This window comes from Streptomyces sp. A1277, assembly GCF_004795015.1.
Classification (GTDB): Bacteria; Actinomycetota; Actinomycetes; order Streptomycetales; family Streptomycetaceae; genus Streptomyces.
This window is the reverse complement of sequence record NZ_SSBI01000007.1, coordinates 133,378-153,067: the sequence shown is the minus strand read 5'-3', so window position 1 is coordinate 153,067 and position 19,690 is coordinate 133,378. Positions and strand designations below refer to the sequence as shown.

The following is a 19,690-nucleotide window of genomic DNA, read 5'->3' as shown; positions in this document are numbered from 1 at the left end:
GGGAAACGGTGGCTCGCACACCCACCGTCGCGCGGGCGTCAACCTGGTGCACGGCATGCCACGCGTGCGGCGGGTTTACCCAGATGAACCCGGTTCGGGACGGCGGGGGCGGCTAGCGTGACGAGATCCGGAGTGCACGCTCAAGGCGCTCCGCCGTAGGTACCAGGGCGGGGGCCCGGCCAGGAAGGGCAGGTCAGTCATGCGGAGAACGTGCGTAATCGGAGCCGGTCCGTCCGGCCTGGCCGCGAGCAAGGTCCTGGCCGCGCGGAAGGTGCCGTTCGACTGCTTCGAGGCCGGTTCACAGCTCGGCGGGCTCTGGCGCTACGGCAACGACAACGGCATGTCGGGGGTGTACGCGTCGTTGCACGCGAACATCTCGAAGGAGAGCATGTCCTTCTCCTCACTGGCGATGCCGGAGGACGGCCCGGTCTTCCCGCATCACAGCAAGGTCCTCGCCTACTTGGAGGACTACGCCACCACGTTCGACCTGCACCGGCACATCGCGTTCGGCGCCGAAGTCACCTCGGTGCGCCCCCTGGACGAAGGCGGCTGGGAGGTCGTCCACCGGCGCCGCGGGGACGCAAGCACGCAAGCGGTGCCCCGGTGCTACACCGACGTGGTGGTGGCCAACGGACACCACTGGGACCCGCGTCTCCCGGATCCCGCGATCCCGGGGACGGAGACCTTCGAAGGGTCCGCCGTCCACTCGCACGACTACCGCTCCCCCGAGCCGTACGCCGGCCGGCGGGTGCTGGTGATCGGCATGGGCAACTCCGGGTGCGAGATCGCGGCGGAGATCTCCCGAACGGCCGAGCGGACCTACCTCTCGGCACGGAGCCCGGCGCATGTGTTTCCCAAGATGCTGCTGGGCCGGCCGGCGGACCACCTGGTCCGAAGCCCGCCGGCCGCTCTTCCACGCTTCATCAAGGGGCCGGCGATGGCGCTGCTCCTGCGGCTCACCCGCGGCGCCCCGGCTCACTACGGGCTCGCCGAACCGGCCCACGGACCCCTCGCCGCGCACCCCTCCACCTCGGACGAACTCCTCGTCCAGCTGGCACGGGGCGCGGTCACGCCCAAGCCGGGCGTCAGCCTTTTCGGCCGGGACACGGCGACGTTCACGGACGGCAGCCGCGAATCCGTGGACGCCGTGGTGTACGCCACCGGATACAGCATCTCCTTCCCCTTCCTCAGCCCCTCCGTCTTCGCCGCCCCCAGCGGCCGTACGGAGCTGTACCTGCGCACGGTTCCCCCGCGGCTGGCCGGCCTCTACTTCATGGGGCTCGCCCAACCCTCCGGCGTGGCCTTCCCCTTGCTCGAACCCCAGGCGGAGTGGATCGCCGATCTGATCGAGGGCACGGTCGCCCTCCCGACGCCGGAGGAGATGGCACGGGCCATCGCCCGCGAGCGGCGCCACCATGCCAGGACGTATGTGCCCACCTACCGCCATGGCATCGAGATCGATGTCCGCGCCTACGGGAAGGCGCTGCGCCGGGAGCTCCGGGCGGGGCGGCGCCGCGCACGCGGTGCGCTGCCGGCGCCGCCCGCCGGACCGCCCCCGCCGCGGAATCCGGCCGACGCACAGAGCGCGGAGGCCCTGCACGGGGCCGGTTCGGAGCTGGGGAGCACGTAGCCGGCCGCGCGGCTCGGCGCCTGCCCGGCTCACACCGGCGCGGAGCTGTCCTCCAGTTCCGTCACGGCCTGCTCCCACAGCTCCGGCAGCAGTTCGCCCATCGGCAGTCCGCTGTCGGCGACGATCGACACCTCGGCCCACTGACCGAAGAACGAGAGCCCGACCGCGAAGAGGTGCCCGGGCACGAGCAGAGGAATCAGGGCGGTGCCCGTCACCTGGGTTTCGCCGAGGCTGCCCTTGTCGGCGACGGGCATGGAGGTGGCCATGACGTTGGTGACGCGCGGGGAGAGCACCCTGCGCATGTACCACTCGGTGGGGCGGGCGGGCATGAAACGCACCAGGTCCCCGATGGCCTGCCGCCACACCTCGCCCCGCAACTTCCGCGTCGCGGCCATGACGTGATCCAGGCGCCGCAGAGCCGCGTCACCGTCCGAGGGCCCGTCCGGGCCTGCCGGGGCGATCCGTACGGGCAGCTCCAGGGGCAGGGCGAAGCAGCGGTTTCCCCAGGTCTGTTCCTCGTCGGGTCGCCGCGCGTCGACGGGCAGCACGGCTGTCACCCGTGGGAGCGGGACACCCGCGCGGTCGGCCCAGGCCGCCAACGCGCCTGTGAGTGCGGCGAGGTGCGCATCGTGCGCCGAGCCACCGCGGGTCGCACCGATGCGGCGGAGGGTGTCCACCGGTACGCGGCCCCGCCACAGCTGCCGCTCCCCGGTGGGGACGTACGCGGCGACCGGGCGGTGCCCGCGTACGACGAAGGTGCCGGCCATGAACTTCGTGGCCAGCCCGACGGCCGAGGCCACGCGTCGGGGCACCGCCCGGCGGCTTCGGCTCGGCACCGGGCGGGCAGAGGGCTCCCCCTCGGCGAGCATGGCCCGGAAGGTCATGGCCGCGGCCGAACCGTCCTGGCAGGCGTGGCGGAAGCGGTAGCACACGGCGTAGGCGTCGGGGGCGTGGCCGTGGATCAGCCAGACCCCCCAGTAGGCGCCGTCCGCGAACGGGGCGTTGAGCGCGGTGTGCAGGGCGGGGTCCCACCCGGCCGGGCCGTCGGCGACGACCTCGTGCACATGGCGGTCCACGGCGAAGTCCGCGTCCGGCTGCCACCGGAGCCGCCGGCCGCCCTCGATCCGGCTCGTCAGCAGCGGCAACTCACCCAGGCGGTAGGCGACGTAGGTACGGAGGTCGGCGAGGGCTGGGGGCGGGCCGCTGAGGTACGCGACCCCGCCGGCGTCCCAGTACACGTCGGGGCGGCTGCGCTCCAGGTTGAGAAAGGCGCGGTCCACGGGGTGGGCGGGGTGGTGCGGAGGGGGAACGGACCGCTCTGCCCGGGCCGTGTCGCCGGAATGGTCCGACTCACCGGAATGGTCCGACTCACCGGACGACGCGGGCCGGGCGGACGGGATCGACGGGGTGGCGGGCGTTGACTCCGCCGATGAGGGTGACTGATCGGAAACGGACATGGGGCTTTCGGCTCCAATGCGAGGCATGTGCATGCGTGCTGACGGGGCGGGAGACGGGTGAGGCCGCCGACGCGCCGGTGGCAGGGTGAGCGGCGGACGGCGGCTGTCCGTCCATCCCCCGCCGCGCCCTTCAGGATGACCGCGTGCGACGGTGGGTCCGCACCGGCAACCGCTGCCGCCCCTCCCGCACGGCCCGGTTCCCGCTCAACGCCGTCGGGCTGCCGCAGCTGTCCTCGGGCCGCCGTAATGCCCCTTCCCCCGTGCCGTATCTGCTCTCCCGCCGCTCAGCGCCTTCCCCTGTCCGGCGCCGCTTTGCCGGGCATGCCTCTGTCGGAACGCGGTCGACAAGATCCCCCGAAGGAGGGACGGGCCGCATGCGCAACTCCGCACGGACGCCGCCGAATCACTCCCCGGCGGTACAGGCACACGGGACGGCTCCGGCCCTGGCTACGGGCGTGCGCCGGCCACGGCGCGAGGTACTCCGTTCGGGTGAGCAGTCCGCATCGGGGACGTTCGCTCGGCCCGCCGTCTGACATCGTGTGCCCTGCGCCGGAGATCAACGTGCCCGGAGAGGGCCGAAGAGCTGACGGCGAGGCCGGAGGTGTCAAAGAAGCGGTGATCGCTCGCAGCGGCGGACCGGCCTGCCGATTCGAGCCGCTTGTACCGTCCCCACGCCACGGGGACGGCCCGTCGCCTCCCGTCCTTCCCGGTCGCCCGCCGGCGACCCCGTCCCTGCCTCCGGGCACGGGCCCGTCCTTCCGAAGCCCTTGGAGCCATGGCCGTGCAAGTCGCCCTCACCGGCGCCACCGGATTTCTCGGACTGCGCCTGCTGCGCCGTCTGCTCGACACGCACCGGTCGCTGACTCTTCTGGCACACGCGGGATCGGGGAACGCTCTGCGCCGGGTCACCCGGTACTTCGAACTGACGGGCGCACCCGCGGCGTTGACCGCAACGCTTCCGGACCGGCTGCGGGTGGTGGAGACCGACCTCGCCCTGCCCAGGCTCGGATTGTCCGAGCGGGCGTTCCAGGAGCTGGCCGACGGCATCGGCACGATCTGGCACAGCGCGGGCAGCATCAACCTGGAAGGGGACCTCCCCGAGCTGCGCCGGACCAATGTCGAAGGGACCCGGCATGTCCTGGAGCTGGCCGCAGCGAGCCGTCTGCGGCCCCGAGTCCACCATGTGAGCACCGCCTTCGTGGCGGGAGCGCGGCGCGAGGGGGTGGCGTACGAGGACGAGCTCAAGGACACCTGCGGGTTCGAAAACGCCTACGAACGCTCCAAGTACGAGGCGGAGTTGCTGGTGCACGCGTGGTCCAGGGAGCACGGCCGCCCGGTCCTGGTCCTGCGGCCGAGCATCCTGGTCACCGATCTGCCACCGCACCCGGACCTGCCCGCGCATCCGCTGCTCGTCATCGAGCGGATCCTGCGGGACGCCCTGCGCGCCGCCGGCCCGCAATGCGACTCGGGCGCATCACCGTGCGTGCCGGGAAGTCACGCCGGGCGCCGCCCCCGCGTCCGGATGGTGGGGCATCCGCACGGCCGGCTGAACCTCCTCCAGGTGGAGCACGCGGCCGAGGTCATGGTGCGGCTGGCCGGCCGGACACCCTCGGGCGGGGTCGACACGTACCACGTCGTCCACGACCGCGACGTGCCCGTGCCCACGGTCGTGGCCCTGCTGGAACGGCTGGTCCCGCTCTCGGTCGAACTGGTCGCCGACAGACCGGGCACCCCGTCGGCCCTGGAGGCTCTGCTGGACTTCTACCCGGGTATGACGGCCTACCTCGCCCACCGGCGGCGGTTCGACGACACCCGGGTCAGAGCGCTGCTGGGCCCCTCGGCCGCATCCAGCCGGGTGGACCTCGACTACCTCTGGTCCGGCCTGTCCCCGCATGCCCGGCTTCTGCCCGGCCCACCGGGCCCGCCTGCGACCCCTTCCGCGTCCGCTCGCTGCGCCTGACCTCGGACCCTCTCCGCACCATTGTTCCCGTCGACCGACCCGTGTCCTGTCTCGTTGGAGCCCTTCCGTGACCGTCCTCGCAGTTTCCGGCTCCCCCGCCGCGTCCCCGGCGGACTTCTCGCCCGACGGGATCGCGGCCCGCGCCCGGCGTATCCGTGAGCCCGTCCACGTGGTCAGCGGGCCGGACAGCCGGGAGCTGGGGCTCGCACTCGGCCCCGTGCCACCGGGCCGAGCCCTCGGAACGCTGCCCCCGCTGTACCCCGAATGGCTCGGCGGCCGTACCTTCTGCGAGGCCCACGGTGTGCGGTTCCCTTACGTCGCGGGCGAGATGGCGAACGGAATCGCGACCACCGCGATGGTGTCGGCGATGGCCCGGGCGGACATGCTCGGCTTCTTCGGCGCGGGCGGACTGGCGTACGGCGACGTGGAACGGGCCGTGCACACGCTCGTCGACGAGCTGGGCGGGCGCCGGAACTGGGGTGTGAACCTCATCCACTCACCGGCCGAACCGGCACTGGAGTCACGCGTCGCGGAGCTCCTCGTGGGCTGCGGTGTGCCCCGGGTATCCGCGTCCGCGTACATGGAACTGACCCCGGCCGTCGTGTGGTGCTCGGCCAGGGGGCTGCGCCGGGGGGCGGACGGGCACATCGTCCGGCCCACCCGGATGCTCGCCAAGGTGTCCCGTCCCGAGGTGGCCGAACGGTTCCTCTCCCCCGCACCGGCCGCCCTCCTGGAACCCCTCGTGGCCGAGGGCCGGCTGACCCGGGAGGAGGCGGATCTCGCGGCCCGCGTGCCGGTCGCCGAGGACATCACCGTGGAGGCCGACAGCGGCGGACACACCGACAACCGGCCGTTGTCGGTCCTGCTGCCGAGGATCGCGGGGCTGCGCGACGCGCTCTGCCGGCGGTTCGGATACCCCCGGCCGGTCGGGGTCGGTGCGGCCGGGGGTCTCGGCACGCCCGACGCGGTGGCCGGCGCCTTCGCCCTCGGCGCGTCCTACGTGGTCGTCGGGTCGGTGAACCAGACCTCCGTCGAAGCGGGCCTGTGCGACGAGGCCAAGGCGATGCTGTGCGAGGCGGACATCGCCGATGTGGCCATGGCGCCGGCGGCCGACATGTTCGAGCTCGGTGTGAAGCTCCAGGTGCTGTCGCGCGGCACGATGTTCGCCCAGCGGGCCGGCAGGCTCCACGCGGCGTACCGGGCGCACGGCTCCCTGGAGGAGATCCCGCCCGCCCTGCGGACCTCGCTCGAACGCGATGTGCTGCGCGCCCCGTTCGAGGAGGTGTGGCAGCGTACGCGCGCGTTCTGGGAACAGCGCGATCCTGCCGAGATCACGCGCGCCGAGGCGGACCCGAAACACCGGATGGCCCTGGTCTTCCGCTGGTACCTGGGCAGTTCCAGCCGTTGGGCGATCACCGGGCACGCACCGCGGCGGGCCGACTACCAGATCTGGTGCGGACCGTCGATGGGCGCCTTCAACCGGTGGGTGGCGGGCTCCTGGCTGGCCGAACCGGGGCACCGGACCGTGGTGCAGATCGCCCTCAACCTCCTCGAAGGCGCGGCCGTACTCACCCGCGCCCATCAACTGCGTACCCATGGAGTCCCCATGCCTCCCGAGGCTTTCACCTACGTGCCGTGCGAGCTGGCGTGAGCGCGCCCGGCGCTCCGAAGGCGCTGCTCCCAGGAGAGACCGTGCAAGCATCCCCGCCCGGCCGGACGCCCGTCGCCGTGGTCGGTGTGGGCGCTCTGGTGCCCGGTGCGACGGACGCGGCCGGCTACTGGCGGATCGTGTGCGGCGGACGGGACCTGATCACCGAAGTGCCCGCCTCCCGCTGGCGGGTGGAGGACCACTACGATCCCGACCCGGCCGCCCCCGACAAGACGTACGCCCGCCGGGGCGCCTTCCTGCCGGAGGTGGACTTCGACCCGATGGCGTACGGGGTGCCCCCCGCCGGCCTGTCCTCGACGGACTCGTCGCAGCTCCTCGCCCTGATGGTCGCCGACCAGGTGCTGAAGGACGCCGGTGGCGCGGCCGGGGTGGACCGGGACCGGACCGGTGTCGTCCTCGGCGCGGCCTCCCTGGAACTCCTTCCGCACATGTTCGGGCGCACCCAACGCCCGGTGTGGCTCGCCGCCCTGCGGGAGAGCGGTATCGGGGAGGCGGAGGCGCAGGCCGTGTGCGACCGCATCTCGGCGCGGTTCACGCCGTGGCGGGAATCGACCTTTCCCGGTCTGCTCGGCAACGTCGTCGCGGGACGGATCGCCAACCGGTTCGATCTGCACGGCATCAACCACACCGCCGACGCGGCCTGTGCCAGTTCCCTGGCGGCCCTGTCCACCGCGGTAGGCGAGCTGGCGCTCGGCCGGGCCGACCTGGTGATCAGCGGGGGCGTGGACACGGGGAACGACGTCGGCATGTTCCTCTGCTTCTCCAAGACGCCTGCGCTGTCCCCCAGCGGTGACTGCCGGCCGTTCTCGGACGCGGCGGACGGCACCATGCTCGGCGAAGCCGTCGTGATGTACGCGCTGAAGCGGCTGTCCGACGCGGAGCGGGACGGCGACCGGATCTACGCGGTGATCCGGGGCATCGGCACCTCGTCCGACGGCAGGAGCACGGCGATCTACGCCCCGCTGCCCGAAGGCCAGGCGAGGGCTCTGCGACGCGCCTACGAGGACGCCGGGTACGGGCCGCAGACCGTGGAACTGGTCGAGGCGCACGGCACCGGCACCAAGGCCGGGGACACCGCCGAACTGGCCGCTCTCACCGAGGTGTTCGGCGCGTCGGGGCGTACGGACGGTCCGTGGTGTGCGATCGGTTCGGTCAAGTCGCAGATCGGCCACACCAAGTGTGCCGCGGGTGCGGCGGGACTGCTCAAGGCGGTCATGGCCCTGCACCACAAGGTGCTGCCGCCGACCGTGAAGGTCGAGCAGCCCAACCCGGCGGCCGCCGATCCGGGCGGCCCGTTCTACGTCAACACCGAGACGCGCCCCTGGGTCCGGCCCGCAGACCATCCGCGCCGGGCCTCGGTGTCGAGCTTCGGCTTCGGCGGCAGCAACTTCCACGTCACGCTGGAGGAGTACGTGCCCTCGGGCGCCCGGGGCCGTGCGGCCCTGCGCCATCGATGGGCGCCGAGCGAACTCGTCCTGTTCAGCGGTGCTTCTCCGGCGGACCTGGTACCGCCGCGGGTGGACGACAGCCGTCCGCTCGCCGCGCTCGCACGGGAGAGCCACGCCTCCTTCTCCCCCACCGATCGGGTGCGCCTAGCGGTCGTCGCCGGCGACGGTGCGGACCTGCGGAAGAAGTACGACCAGGCGCTCGCGCTGATCGGGCAGCGGCCGGGCACGGCGTTCTCCACACCGTTCGGAGTCCGGTACGCGTACGGGGAGCCCTCGCCCGGCCGCATCGGCTTCCTGTTTCCCGGCCAGGGTTCCCAGTACGTCGGGATGGGAGCCGGCGTCGCGATGCTGGCGCCCGCCGCCCAGGCCGTGTGGGACCGGCTGGGCGGCACCCGCTTCGAGGGGCGGCCCCTGCACCGGGTCGTCTTCCCACCGCCCGCCTTCAGCGATGGGGAGCGCGCGGCCCGGCAGGAGTTGCTGGACGCCACCGAGTGGGCGCAGCCCGCTCTCGCGGTGCACGCGCTGGCGCTGCTGGAGGTGGTGCGGGAGCTGGGACTGCGTCCGGACTGTGTGGCGGGACACAGCTTCGGCGAGCTGGTGGCGCTGCACTGCGCGGGTGTGCTGGACGCCGGGTCGCTGGTGGGTCTGGCCCGCCGGCGCGGTGAGCTGATGCGGGATGCGGCAGGCGCACCGGGCGCGATGCTCGCCGTGGCTGCGGACCACGTGCAGGTCGCGAAGGTGCTGGCCGGTGGCGGATTCGGCGACATCTGGCCGGCCAATCACAACTCCCCCCGTCAGACGGTGCTTTCGGGCTCCGAAGAGGCTGTCGTGCGCGCCGAGACGGCTTTCGCCGGCGAGGGGGTGGCCACCCGGCGGCTGGCCGCGTCGACCGCCTTCCACAGTCCGATGGTCGCCCCGGCCGCCGAACCGCTCGCCGCGTACCTTCACACCGTGCCGCTCATGGAGCCCGGGATCGCGGTCTACGGCAACGCCGACGCGGCACCGTATCCCTCGGACCCCGATGAGGTGCGCCGTCGCATCGCCGGTCATCTCGCCTCGCCGGTGCTGTTCCAGGACCAGATCGAGGCGATGTACGCGGACGGGGTGCGGACCTTCGTCGAGATCGGCGCGGGCAACGCGCTGTCCGCCCTGGTGGGGCAGATTCTCGGCGACCGCCGGCACGCGGCGGTTTCCCTGGACCGGCCGGGCCGCGACGGGGTCAGCGGCCTGCACGCCGCGCTCGGCGGACTCGCCGTGCTCGGTGTCCCCCTCGACCTCGGCACTCTCTGGGCCCCCTACGACTCGCCCGAAACCTCAGCGAAGGAGCGCGAGCCCCGAATGACCGTGAAGATCAGCGGAGCCAACTACCAGCAGCTGCCCCCGCCCCGCACCGCAGCCGCCGCGCCGGTCCCGGGACCGGCGCCGGAAGGCGCGCCGGCCCATCAGCCGAACCCCGCGTACGTGTCCGCGCCCGACACCCAGGCGGCCCCCATGCCCGCGTACGCATCCGATTTCGACACCCAGGCAGTGGCCATGCCCGCGTACGCCCCCACCTCCGCCCACGACCAGCAGCCCGAGCCCACGTCCGAGGCCGCCCTCTACGACGCCGGCCTGTACGCGGCGGTCGACCGGGTCCACCGGCAAACGGCGGAGACCCACGCCGCCTGTCAAGGCATGCTGGCGGACAGCCACATGGCCTTTCTCCGGATGACCGAGACGAGCCTCGCCGCGATGCTCGGGGTGCCGCCTGCCGGAGACGCACTCGCCGCACCGGCCCCCGCTGCACCGCTGACCCTCCCCCGCCCGTCGTCACCGCCGCACACACCGGTCACGAGCGCGACCGATGCCGCGGCAACCGTGCCTGCTCCGGCCGCGCCCGCCGTCCCCGTGCCCTCAGCACCCGCCGTCCCCGTACCGCTGGCACCCACCGCACCCGCTCCGGCTCCGGCTCCGGCTCCGGCTCCGGCTCCGGCTCCGGCTCCGGCCGATGGTGCTGTGTCCCTGTCGCCGTCGGAGCTGGAAGACCTCCTCCTGTCGGTGGTGGCCCGGCTCACCGGCTATCCGGCCGACATGCTCGACGTCGACATGGAGCTGGAGGCGGACTTGGGGGTCGATTCCATCAAGCGCGTCGAGATCCTGTCGGCCGTACGCCGTCAGCTGGGTGACGTGGCGGCAGGAGACTTCGGGCACCTGGGCCGGCTCCGCACCCTGCGGGAGATCGTCGATGCGCTCGCCACCGGCTCCGGACCGGTGGCGGCGCCCGCCGCCGAGGGCGCCGGCCCGGCCGTTCCGGAGCCCCGCCGGACTCCCGCTTCCGCCGCGCCTTCCGCGGACACCGGCGCTCCAGAGGGTGCCGGGTTTCCGAGCCCACACTCCGGGCCCGGCGAGCAGGCCGCACTGACGAGGCTGGTGCCGCGCATGATGGATTCCCCGGCGTCCGGCCTGGCGACGGCGGGTCTGCTGGACGGGCCGGTCGTGGTGACCGGTGAGGGCCCGGACGGATGCGGGCTGACCGGCCTCGTCGCCCGGAAACTCGCGGAGCACGGCGTGGACGCCGCCTCCGCGGCGAAGGTGCCCTCGGACGCACGGGCCGTCGTCCATCTCGGCGCGCTGACGGCGTCCGGCGGCACACCGGAAGCGGCCCGCGAGGTCCACCGGTCGGCGCTCCGTGCGGCACGTACGGTGGCGGCGCGAGCGGCCGAAGGTGATGTGCTGTTCGTGACCGTGCAGGACACCGGGGGCGACTTCGGGCTCCGTGGCCACGCGCCCGGCCGCGCCTGGCTGGGCGGGGTCGCCGGTCTGACCAGGACTGCGGCGAAGGAGTGGCCGGACGGCTCGGTCAAGGTCATCGACTGCGAGCGGGACGGCCGGGACGACGAGAGGGTCGCCGACGCGATCGTGCGGGAACTGCTCGAAGGCGGAACCGACACGGAGGTCGGCCTCCGGGCAGACGGCACTCGGTCCCTGTTGCGGATGGTGCCCTGCCCGGTGACGGCGTCGGACGACGGTGCCCGGCGGATCACCTCCGCGTCCGTGATCGTGGCCACCGGCGGGGCGCGCGGGGTGACCGCCGCGGCCCTGCTGGACCTGGCCAGGGCCCACCGTCCGCGGATCGTCCTGGTGGGCAGGACCGACCCCGCCGCCGAACCCGACGGGCTCGCTGCCGCGACCGACGAGCCGTCACTCACCCGACTCCTCGCGCGACGTGCCGACATGGGCGCTGCGGACTCCTCGCCCGCGAGGATCGCGGCGCGGGCCAGGGAGATCCTGGCGGCGCGCGAGGTGCGCGCGACGCTGGCGGCTCTGGAGGCGGCCGGCTCGCCGGTCCGGTACGTCCAGGTGGACGCCCGTGACGGTGAAGCCCTGGCCACCGCCCTTCGCGATGTACGCGACACATGGGGTCCGGTCACCGGCATCGTGCACGGCGCGGGGGTCCTGACCGACAAGCGGATCGCCGACAAGAGCGACGACCAGGCGGAGCTGGTGATGTCCACCAAGGCGGACGGTCTGCGGGCGCTGCTGGCGGCGACGGCGGACGATCCCCTGGACATGATCTGCCTGTTCTCCTCGGTGGCCGCCGTGTTCGGCAACCCGGGGCAGAGCGACTACGCCATGGCCAACGAGGTCCTGCACCAGGTCGCGTCGGCCGAGCAGGCGCGCCGCCCCGGCTGCCTGGTGCGGTGCGTGGCCTGGGGGCCCTGGCAGGGTGGCATGGTCACCCCCTCCCTGGTGGCGCACTTCGGCCGGTCCGGGGTCCCGCTCATTCCCCTGGAGCAGGGTGCGGCCGCCTTCACCGCCGAGTTGGGCGCCGCTGCCGACGAGGCCCGGGTCGTCCTCGTGGCCGGGGACGACCCGGCGGCCATGGCCCCGCCCTCCGGCCCTTCCCGGGCGCAGCTGCTGGTCCGCTCCGATTCGCTGCCGCAACTGGCCGATCACGCACCCGCCGATGTCCCCGTGCTGCCTGTGGCGATGGTCCTGAACTGGTTCGCCGGTGCGGCTGCGGCGTGGCTGGCGGCCCCCGGCCCGCTCGTGGTGCGGGATCTGCGTGTGTACCGGACATGTTCCCTGCCGGAACTGGCGGCTACGGGCCACCGGCTCACCGTGCTCGGCAGCAGGGGCGCGCCCGGTGCGCCGTCGGGGCTGGAGGCGGAGCTGCGGGGCGAGGACGGTCCGGCGTACTTCCGGGCCGTGCTGGACAGCGGGGCCGACCAGCCGGTTGCGGACGCGTGGGGCACCCCTGAGGGCCTGAAGCCGCTCGACGCGGCCGGTCCGTACGAGGGCACGGCCCTCTTCCACGGTCCCCGGTTCCACGCCCTGCGAACGGTGACCGGCGCCTCGGACGACGGGGCCGAGGCGACTGTGGTGGGCCTGCGCGACCTGGGCTGGACAGGGGATCACTGGCCGCTCGATGCCGCGGCTGTGGACGGCGCCCTGCAACTCGCCCTGCTCTGGGCCGAGGCGGTGCTCGGGGCGGACACGCTCCCGATGGCCGTCGCCGAGTGCCGGGTGCACCGGCGTGGCCCGGTGGACGGCGGCGTGCGGTGTGTGGTCCGGGGGCGGAAGGCGCACACCACGGGGGCGCGCTGCGACGCGGCACTGATCGACGACGACGGGTCCGTCCTGCTGGAACTGATCGGCGTCGAACTCGTCCGCCGCCCTTCCTGACAACGCCGACGAGCCCGAGCCCTCCCGGCCCACGCCCTGCCTTCAAGTCCCTTAAGTGAGCACCCTCATGGATTTCGAACCGATCGCCGTCGTCGGCCGGGGCTGTGTGCTGCCCGGTGCGCTCGACCCGGACACGTTCTGGGAGAACATCGCCGCCGGCCGCACCAGCCTGTCGGCCGCCCCGGCGGGGCGCTGGCGGGTCCCGCGCCGCTGGGTCATGGGCTCGGTGGACGACCATCTGGACCGCACCTGGACCGAGGTGGGCGGTTACGTCGAGGGGTTCGAGTCCGTCTTCGACCCGGGCGGATTCCGGATCGCCCCGGAGCGGATCTCCTCACTGGACCCGCTGTTCCACTGGGTGTTGTACGGCGCTCGGCAGGCGCTCGCCGAGGCGGGCCGTGTGGGTCCGCTGCCGCGCGGCGGGCTGGTGCTGGGCAATCTGTCGTACCCGACGCAGGCCGGGGCCGCCTTCGCCGAACACGTCTGGCTTTCCGCGCAGCACCCGCCGCTCCGCGACGCCCTGCTGGCGGATGGGCGCCGTACACGTCCCGACGCCCGCAACCGCTTCTCCTCCGGGCTGCCCGCCGCGCTCGCGGCCCGGGCGCTCGGACTCGGGGCGGGGGCCTGGTCCCTCGACGCCGCCTGTGCGTCCTCGTTGTACGCGGTCAAGCTGGCGTGCGACCGGCTGCACGACGGCACGGCCGATGTGATGGTGGCGGGCGCGGTGAGCCGGCCCGACCCCCTCTACCTGCACATGGGGTTCTGCGCGCTGTCCGCGACCAGCCGGACGGGACGCAGCCGCCCCTTCCACCAGGACGCGGACGGCCTGGTGCACGGCGAGGGCGCCGGGTTCGTCACCCTGATGCGACTGCCCGACGCCAGATCCGCCGGCCTCCCCGTGCTCGGCGTGATCCGGGGCGTGGGTCTCTCCAACGACGGCCGCGGATCGGGGCTCATCAGCCCGTCCGAGGAGGGTCAGGTCCGGGCCATGCGCTTGGCGTACGACACGGCGGGCCTCGCCCCCGATTCGGTTTCGCTGGTCGAGTGCCATGCGACGGGGACGCCGGTCGGTGACGCGGTGGAGGCGCGCGGCATGGCCCGGGTCTTCGGGGGCGGTGACGACGTGCCCATCGGGTCGGCGAAGTCCAACGTCGGGCACCTGCTGGCCTCGGCCGGCGTGGCCGGCCTGCTCAAGGTGCTCGGCGCGCTGCGGGCGGGGGTGCGTCCGGCGACGCTCGGTGCGCAGCGGCCGCTGGACGCGCTGGCGGGCACGCCGTTGCGGGTGCTCGCGGAGCCGGAGGAGTGGACGGGTCCGCGCAGGGCGGCGGTGAGTGCCTTCGGGTTCGGGGGCACCAACGCCCACCTGATCGTGGACCATCCCGACGACGGGTTCCCGCCCTCCGTGCCCCGGCCGGCGCGGGGCTCGGGGCGGGCCGGCCGCGCACCGGCACCCTCTCCGGGCTCGGCGTCGGCTGCGGCCGGGGTATCGGCGGCGCGGGAGCCGGGCGGCCGTGCCCCGGTGGCGATCGTCGCGGTCGGCGCCCGGGTGGGCGAGGGAAGGTCCGCGGAGGACTTGCGCCGGGCGGTGCTGGGCGGTGAACGGCGCGGCCCTGCGGCGGAGTTCGCCGTGGGGCTGACGGACCTGTGCTTCCCTCCGCTGGCCCTGGAGCGGACCGTACGTCATCAGCTCCAGGTGCTGGAGGCCGCGCGGGAGGCGGTGCGGACGGTGAGCCTGCCCCGTGAGCGGACCATGGTGGTCATCGGCATGGGCGTGGACCCCGAAGTGGCCCGGTCAGGTGCCCGCTGGCGGGTGGCGAACTGGCTGGAGGAGGCGGGATGCGGCAGCGCCGTGCCGGCGGACTCCGCCCGGGACGCGTTTGTTCCGCCGTTGACGGCCGAAGGGGTGGTGGGCAGCATGCCGAACCTCGCGGCGAACCGCATCAGCACCCAACTCGACCTCGCGGGGCCGGGGTTCACGGTGTCCGCCGAGGAGGCGTCCGGGACGGTCGCGCTGGAGCTCGCGGCCCGGGCCCTGCGTGCGGGCGAGGCCGACGCCGCGCTCGTCGGTGCCGCCGACCTGTCCTGCGAGGCGGTCCACCGGTCCGCCCTGCGGGAACTCGGGCACGAGGACGCCCCGGGGGAAGCGGCCGTCGTCCTGGTCCTGAAGCTCCTGGACGCCGCACGCAGGGACGGTGACACCATCGTCGCCCTGCTGGACGAGGAATGCGCCGACGCGCCCGACATGGTCATCGGCGACGGTCCGGATGCGGTGTTCGACCCGGCGGCGGCCTTCGGGCGCGCTCATGCGGCGTCCGGGCTGGTCTCCGTCGCGGTGGCGGCGCTCTCGCTCCAGCACCGCGCCGTGCCCCGGCCTGGCGAGCCCGCCGACACCGCGGCGGTCCCCCGCACCGCGCGGGTTGCGGTGACGCCGCTGGAGGGGCCGGCCGTGAGCGTACGCCTGCGCGCGGGGGACGCCCGGCCGTGGCTGCGCGGTCCCGCGCCGAGCCTGCACGTCTACTCGGGGGCGGACCGCAGGGAGGTGCTGGCCGCGCTGGATTCCGGTGTGGAGTCCAGCGCGGGCCCGGCCAGGCTGGCGCTCGTGGTCGACGCAGACACCGCGCCCGAGGACCGCAGGGAAGCCGCCCGCCGCTGGCTGGCCGAGGGCGGCGCCCGACCGGCCGACGTGCTGTACCGGGAACGTCCGGTCGACGGGCAGACCGCGTTCGTGTACACCAACGGCTCGGCCGCCTACCCGGGCATGGGCCACGAGTTGCTGCTCGCCCTGCCCTCGCTCGGCGAGACCGTCCGCGAGGCACACCACGCGATCGGTACGCGGTTGCGGTCCGGGCCGCAGCAGGGGGTGCTCAAGCAGATCTGGACAGCCGCCGAACTGGCCGTGTGCCACACGGTGTTCAGCCGCGATGTTCTCGGACTGCGGCCGGACGCCGCTCTCGGCTACTCCTCCGGCGAGTCGACCGCGCTGGTCGCGCTGGGAGCCTGGCCGGACGCCACGGGACTGTACGAAGCCACCCGGGAGAGCGGCCTGTTCACGACCGAGCTCACCGGCGAACTCCGGGCCGTGCGGCGTCATTGGGAGCATCGGGGCATTCAGGGCTCCCGGTGGTCGAGTTACCTGGTCGGTGCCCCTCTGGACGTCGTCCGTGCGCAACTCGCCGGGCAGGCCGCCGTCCATCTGATGGCGGTGAACGCCCCCGGGATCTGCGTCATCGGCGGCGAGTCCCGGGCGTGCGCGGCCGTTGTGGCCGCACTGGGCGCCGACCTCGCCATCGAGCTGGAGTACGACATGGCGGCCCATGCACCGGAGCTGGCGGAGGTCCGGGAAGCGTGGCGTGCGGCCCATCACCGTCCCACGGTGGAGGTGCCGGGCGTACGGTTCTACAGCGGGGCCACCGGGCAGGCGTACCTGCCGACAGCCGAGCGGGCCGCCGACGCGGTCACCGCTCAGGGGATGGGCACGATCGACTTCGCGGCCATGGTCGAGCAGGCATGGGCCGACGGGGTCCGCGTCTTCGTGGAGCACGGACCGCGGAGGCTGTGCACCGGCTGGATCAAGCGGGTGCTCGGCGACCGGGAACACGTGGCCGTGGCGCTGGACGCCCCGCAGGACACCGGACTGCGGCAGCTGTGTCTGTCGGTGGCCGAACTCGTCGTCGCCGGAGTGCCGGTGCGAGCCGATGAGCTGCTCGCCCGGCTCGGCCGCGCCGCGACGGATCTCCCGGACCCCGGCCCCGGCATCACCGTTCCCGCCGTCCCGTTCCCCCGTCTGCCCTGCCTGGAGTCCACTGTGACGACCCTGCCCCGGGCCCCGGAGCTGGCCCCGGTCCCGAACCACGCCCCCGGCCGCCCGCTCCCCTCGACCGTCCCGCAGGCCCGTGTGCCGGGAGGGTCCTCAGCCCCCACCGCGCCGCCGTGCGGAGGACCGGGCGCGGACACCGACCCGGCCCCACAGCACTCCCAGAGCCCCACCCTCCCCGCCCCCTCCCCCGCCGGCGGAGAATCCTGGGCACCGCAGGACGCGCGGGCCGTAGTCGCCCGGCTCGGACTGCGGGTCGCCGAGCTGCACCGGGAGGTGATGGCCCGGCACACCGAGACCCACCAGCGCTTCCTGCGGATGTCGACGCTGGCCGTGAGGGCGTTGACGGCTGCCGGAGCACCGATCCCCGCCCCCGACATCATGGGGCCGCCCGCACTCACCACGCCCCGCCCGGCCGTGCAGCCCCCGCCGCCGACCCCGGTGCAGCCGGCACCCGCCCCGCTGCCGCATACACCCGCGTCACCGTCCTCGCCGACGCCGAAACCGGGGCCGAAGTTCGACCGCGCCCAACTGGAGTACCTCGCCGAGCACAAGATCTCCGCTCTGTTCGGGCCCAGGTTCGCCGAACAGGACGGATACGCGGTGCAGACCCGGATGCCCGGACCGCCCATGCTGTTCGCCGACCGGGTCACCGGAATCGACGCGGTGCCCGCGGCACTCGCCATGCCGGGACCGGTGCGCACGGACGGCAGGATCTGGACGGAGACCGACATCCGGTCCGACGGCTGGTACCTGGACTCCACGGGGCGCATGCCGGCCGGCCTGCTGGTCGAGGCGGGCCAGGCCGACCTGCTTCTGCTCAGCTGGCTGGGCGCCGATCTGCTCAACCGGGGCGAGCGCGCCTACCGGCTGCTCGGGTGCGAGGTGACCTTCCACGGCGACCCGCCGGGGGCCGGTGACACCCTGTCCTTCGAGATCCACGTCGACGGCCACGCGGAGGCCGAGGGCGTGCGGCTGGCCTTCTTCCACTACGACTGCTACGTGGACGGCGAGCTCCGGCTCAGTGTCCGCGAGGGCCAGGCGGGCTTCTTCACCCCTCAGGAACTCGCCGGCAGCGGCGGTATCCGGTGGGACCCGGCCGAGCATCCGCCGGGTGACGCCCTGCCGCTCGACCCTCCGGCCGTGCACTGCGAGCTGACCCGGTTCGACGAGGACCGGCTCCGGGCCCTGACAGAAGGGCGGCCGGCGGACTGCTTCGGTCCCGGCTGGGAGGCAACGGCGGCCCACATCCGCTCGCCGCGGCTCGACGGGGGCAGGCTGCGCCTGTTGGACGAGGTGAGCGCGTTCGACTCGGCCGGCGGCCCGTGGGGCCGGGGCTATCTGCGCGCCGAGACGGCGTTGGCGCCGGACGACTGGTTCTTCGCCGGGCACTTCAAGAACGACCCCTGCATGCCCGGCACCCTGATGTTCCAAGGCGGTCTCCAGGCGATGGCCTTCTACCTGACGGCCATGGGCTACACCGTCGACCGGGACGGCTGGCGCTTCGAACCGGTCAGTGATCAGCCCTACCACGCCATGTGCCGGGGCCAGGCGACCCCTGAGGGCCGGCGCGTCGTCTACGAGGTGTTCGTACGCGGAGTCTCCGCGGGCCCGGTGCCGACGCTCTACGCCGACGTGCTGGGCTCGGTGGACGGGGCGAAAGCGTTTCTGGGCCGTGCCATGGCCCTGCGGCTGGTGCCCGACTGGCCGCTCTCGCAGTGGCGGCACGCGGGTCCGCGCGCCGTGCAGACCGGGGCGGCCCCCGTGCCGCTGCCGCAGTCGGGCGGGTTGGTCGGTCACCGCGAGGAGAGGCCGGTGGCCACGGCTGCCGACGGGTTCCCCTTCGACTACCCCTCACTCCTGGCGTGCGCCTGGGGCAGGCCGAGCGAGGCGTTCGGCAGGATGTACGAGCCCTTCGACGGCACCCGCCGGGTGGCGCGCCTCCCCGGCCCCCCGTACCACTTCATGAGCCGGATCGTCTCGGTGGACGGGCCCCAGGGCGGGATGCGGGAGGGCAGCTGTGTCGTCGCGGAGTACGACGTACCCGACCAAGCCTGGTTCTTCGAGCAGAGCGGTGGCCGCGCCATGCCGTTCGCCGTCCTCATGGAAACCGCGCTGCAACCCTGCGGCTGGCTCGCCTCGTACGTGGGCAGCGCCCTCACCACCGACGTGGACCTGCTGTTCCGCAACCTCGACGGGACGGGGACGGTCACCGGCGAGGTGACCCCGGCGACGCGAACGGTCCGCACCCGCGCCGAGCTGACGCGCGTCTCGCGCAGCGGTGACCTGATCATCGAGTCCTTCCGGGTGTCGTGCTCGGCCGACGACGTGCCCGTGCTCGCACTGGAGACGGTCTTCGGCTACTTCCCCCAGTCGGCCTTCGACGACCAGCAGGGCCTGGCCGCATCGGCGGACGACCGCAACCGCCTCGCCGAGCCCTGCGACCGCACCGTCGACCTGACCACCCGGCCCGACCGCTACTGCGCCGGGGAGCTGTGCCTGCCGGGGCCGATGCTGCTGATGCTGGACCGGATCACGGGCTACTGGCCGGACGGGGGCAGCGCCGGACTGGGCCGGTTGCGGTCCGAGAAGGACGTGCGCCAGGACGCCTGGTTCTTCCGGGCCCACTTCTTCCAGGACCCGGTACAGCCGGGCTCGCTGGGCATCGAGGCCATGTGCCAACTGCTCCAGTTCCACCTGCTCGAACGCGACGCGGCCGCCGGCACGCCCCATCCCCGTTTCGAGCCGGTGCTGCCCGACCGGGAGACCGCGTGGACGTACCGCGGCCAGATCACCCCGGCCCACCGTCTGATCCGGGTGGACATGGACATCGTGGAGAGCGGCACGGACGAGCGGGGCCCCTACGCGGTGGCGGACGCGTCGTTGTGGGGCGATGACACCTGCATCTACCGGGTGCGCGGGCTGGGCATGCGGGTGGTGTCGGAGCCGGACCGAGGAGCAGGACGCGGCGAGCCGTTCCTCGTACATGCGCCCACTCCTGAGGTCGAAGCAAGATCCTCGGGTCAACGTAACAGCGAGGTCTGACA

General features: G+C 73.6%; 6 protein-coding genes. 5 read left to right on the top strand and 1 reads right to left on the bottom strand.

Annotation, left to right across the window (positions count from 1 at the left end):
• Window positions 1–199 precede the first annotated feature (199 nt).
• Entirely contained in the window at window positions 200–1,630 is a 1,431-nt protein-coding gene (locus E6R18_RS07355) for an NAD(P)-binding domain-containing protein (protein ID WP_136316022.1), read from the top strand.
• Between the two features lie 29 nt (window positions 1,631–1,659).
• Here E6R18_RS07355 and E6R18_RS07350 read toward each other — a convergent pair whose 3' ends face one another.
• Window positions 1,660–3,087 carry a wax ester/triacylglycerol synthase domain-containing protein gene (locus E6R18_RS07350; protein ID WP_136316021.1) on the bottom strand — a complete coding sequence of 476 codons (1,428 nt, stop codon included), beginning with the start codon at window positions 3,085–3,087 and terminating at the stop codon, window positions 1,660–1,662.
• 775 nt (window positions 3,088–3,862) lie between these two features.
• Between E6R18_RS07350 and E6R18_RS07345 the strand changes: the two genes are divergently transcribed.
• From E6R18_RS07345 to E6R18_RS07330, 4 genes are all read left to right on the top strand, one after another.
• Window positions 3,863–5,047: an SDR family oxidoreductase gene (locus tag E6R18_RS07345; protein WP_136316020.1), complete on the top strand. Its 1,185-nt coding sequence runs from the start codon at window positions 3,863–3,865 to the stop codon at window positions 5,045–5,047.
• Window positions 5,048–5,114: 67 nt separating this feature from the next.
• On the top strand, window positions 5,115–6,698 hold the full coding sequence (locus E6R18_RS07340) for a PfaD family polyunsaturated fatty acid/polyketide biosynthesis protein (protein WP_136316019.1): 1,584 nt from the start codon (window positions 5,115–5,117) through the stop codon (window positions 6,696–6,698).
• Window positions 6,699–6,739: 41 nt separating this feature from the next.
• Complete coding sequence (locus E6R18_RS07335) at window positions 6,740–12,829, top strand: type I polyketide synthase (RefSeq protein WP_168712288.1); 6,090 nt, start codon at window positions 6,740–6,742, stop codon at window positions 12,827–12,829.
• Between the two features lie 67 nt (window positions 12,830–12,896).
• Window positions 12,897–19,688, top strand: a complete 6,792-nt coding sequence (locus E6R18_RS07330) for a polyketide synthase (protein ID WP_136316017.1) — start codon at window positions 12,897–12,899, stop codon at window positions 19,686–19,688.
• Window positions 19,689–19,690 lie beyond the last annotated feature (2 nt).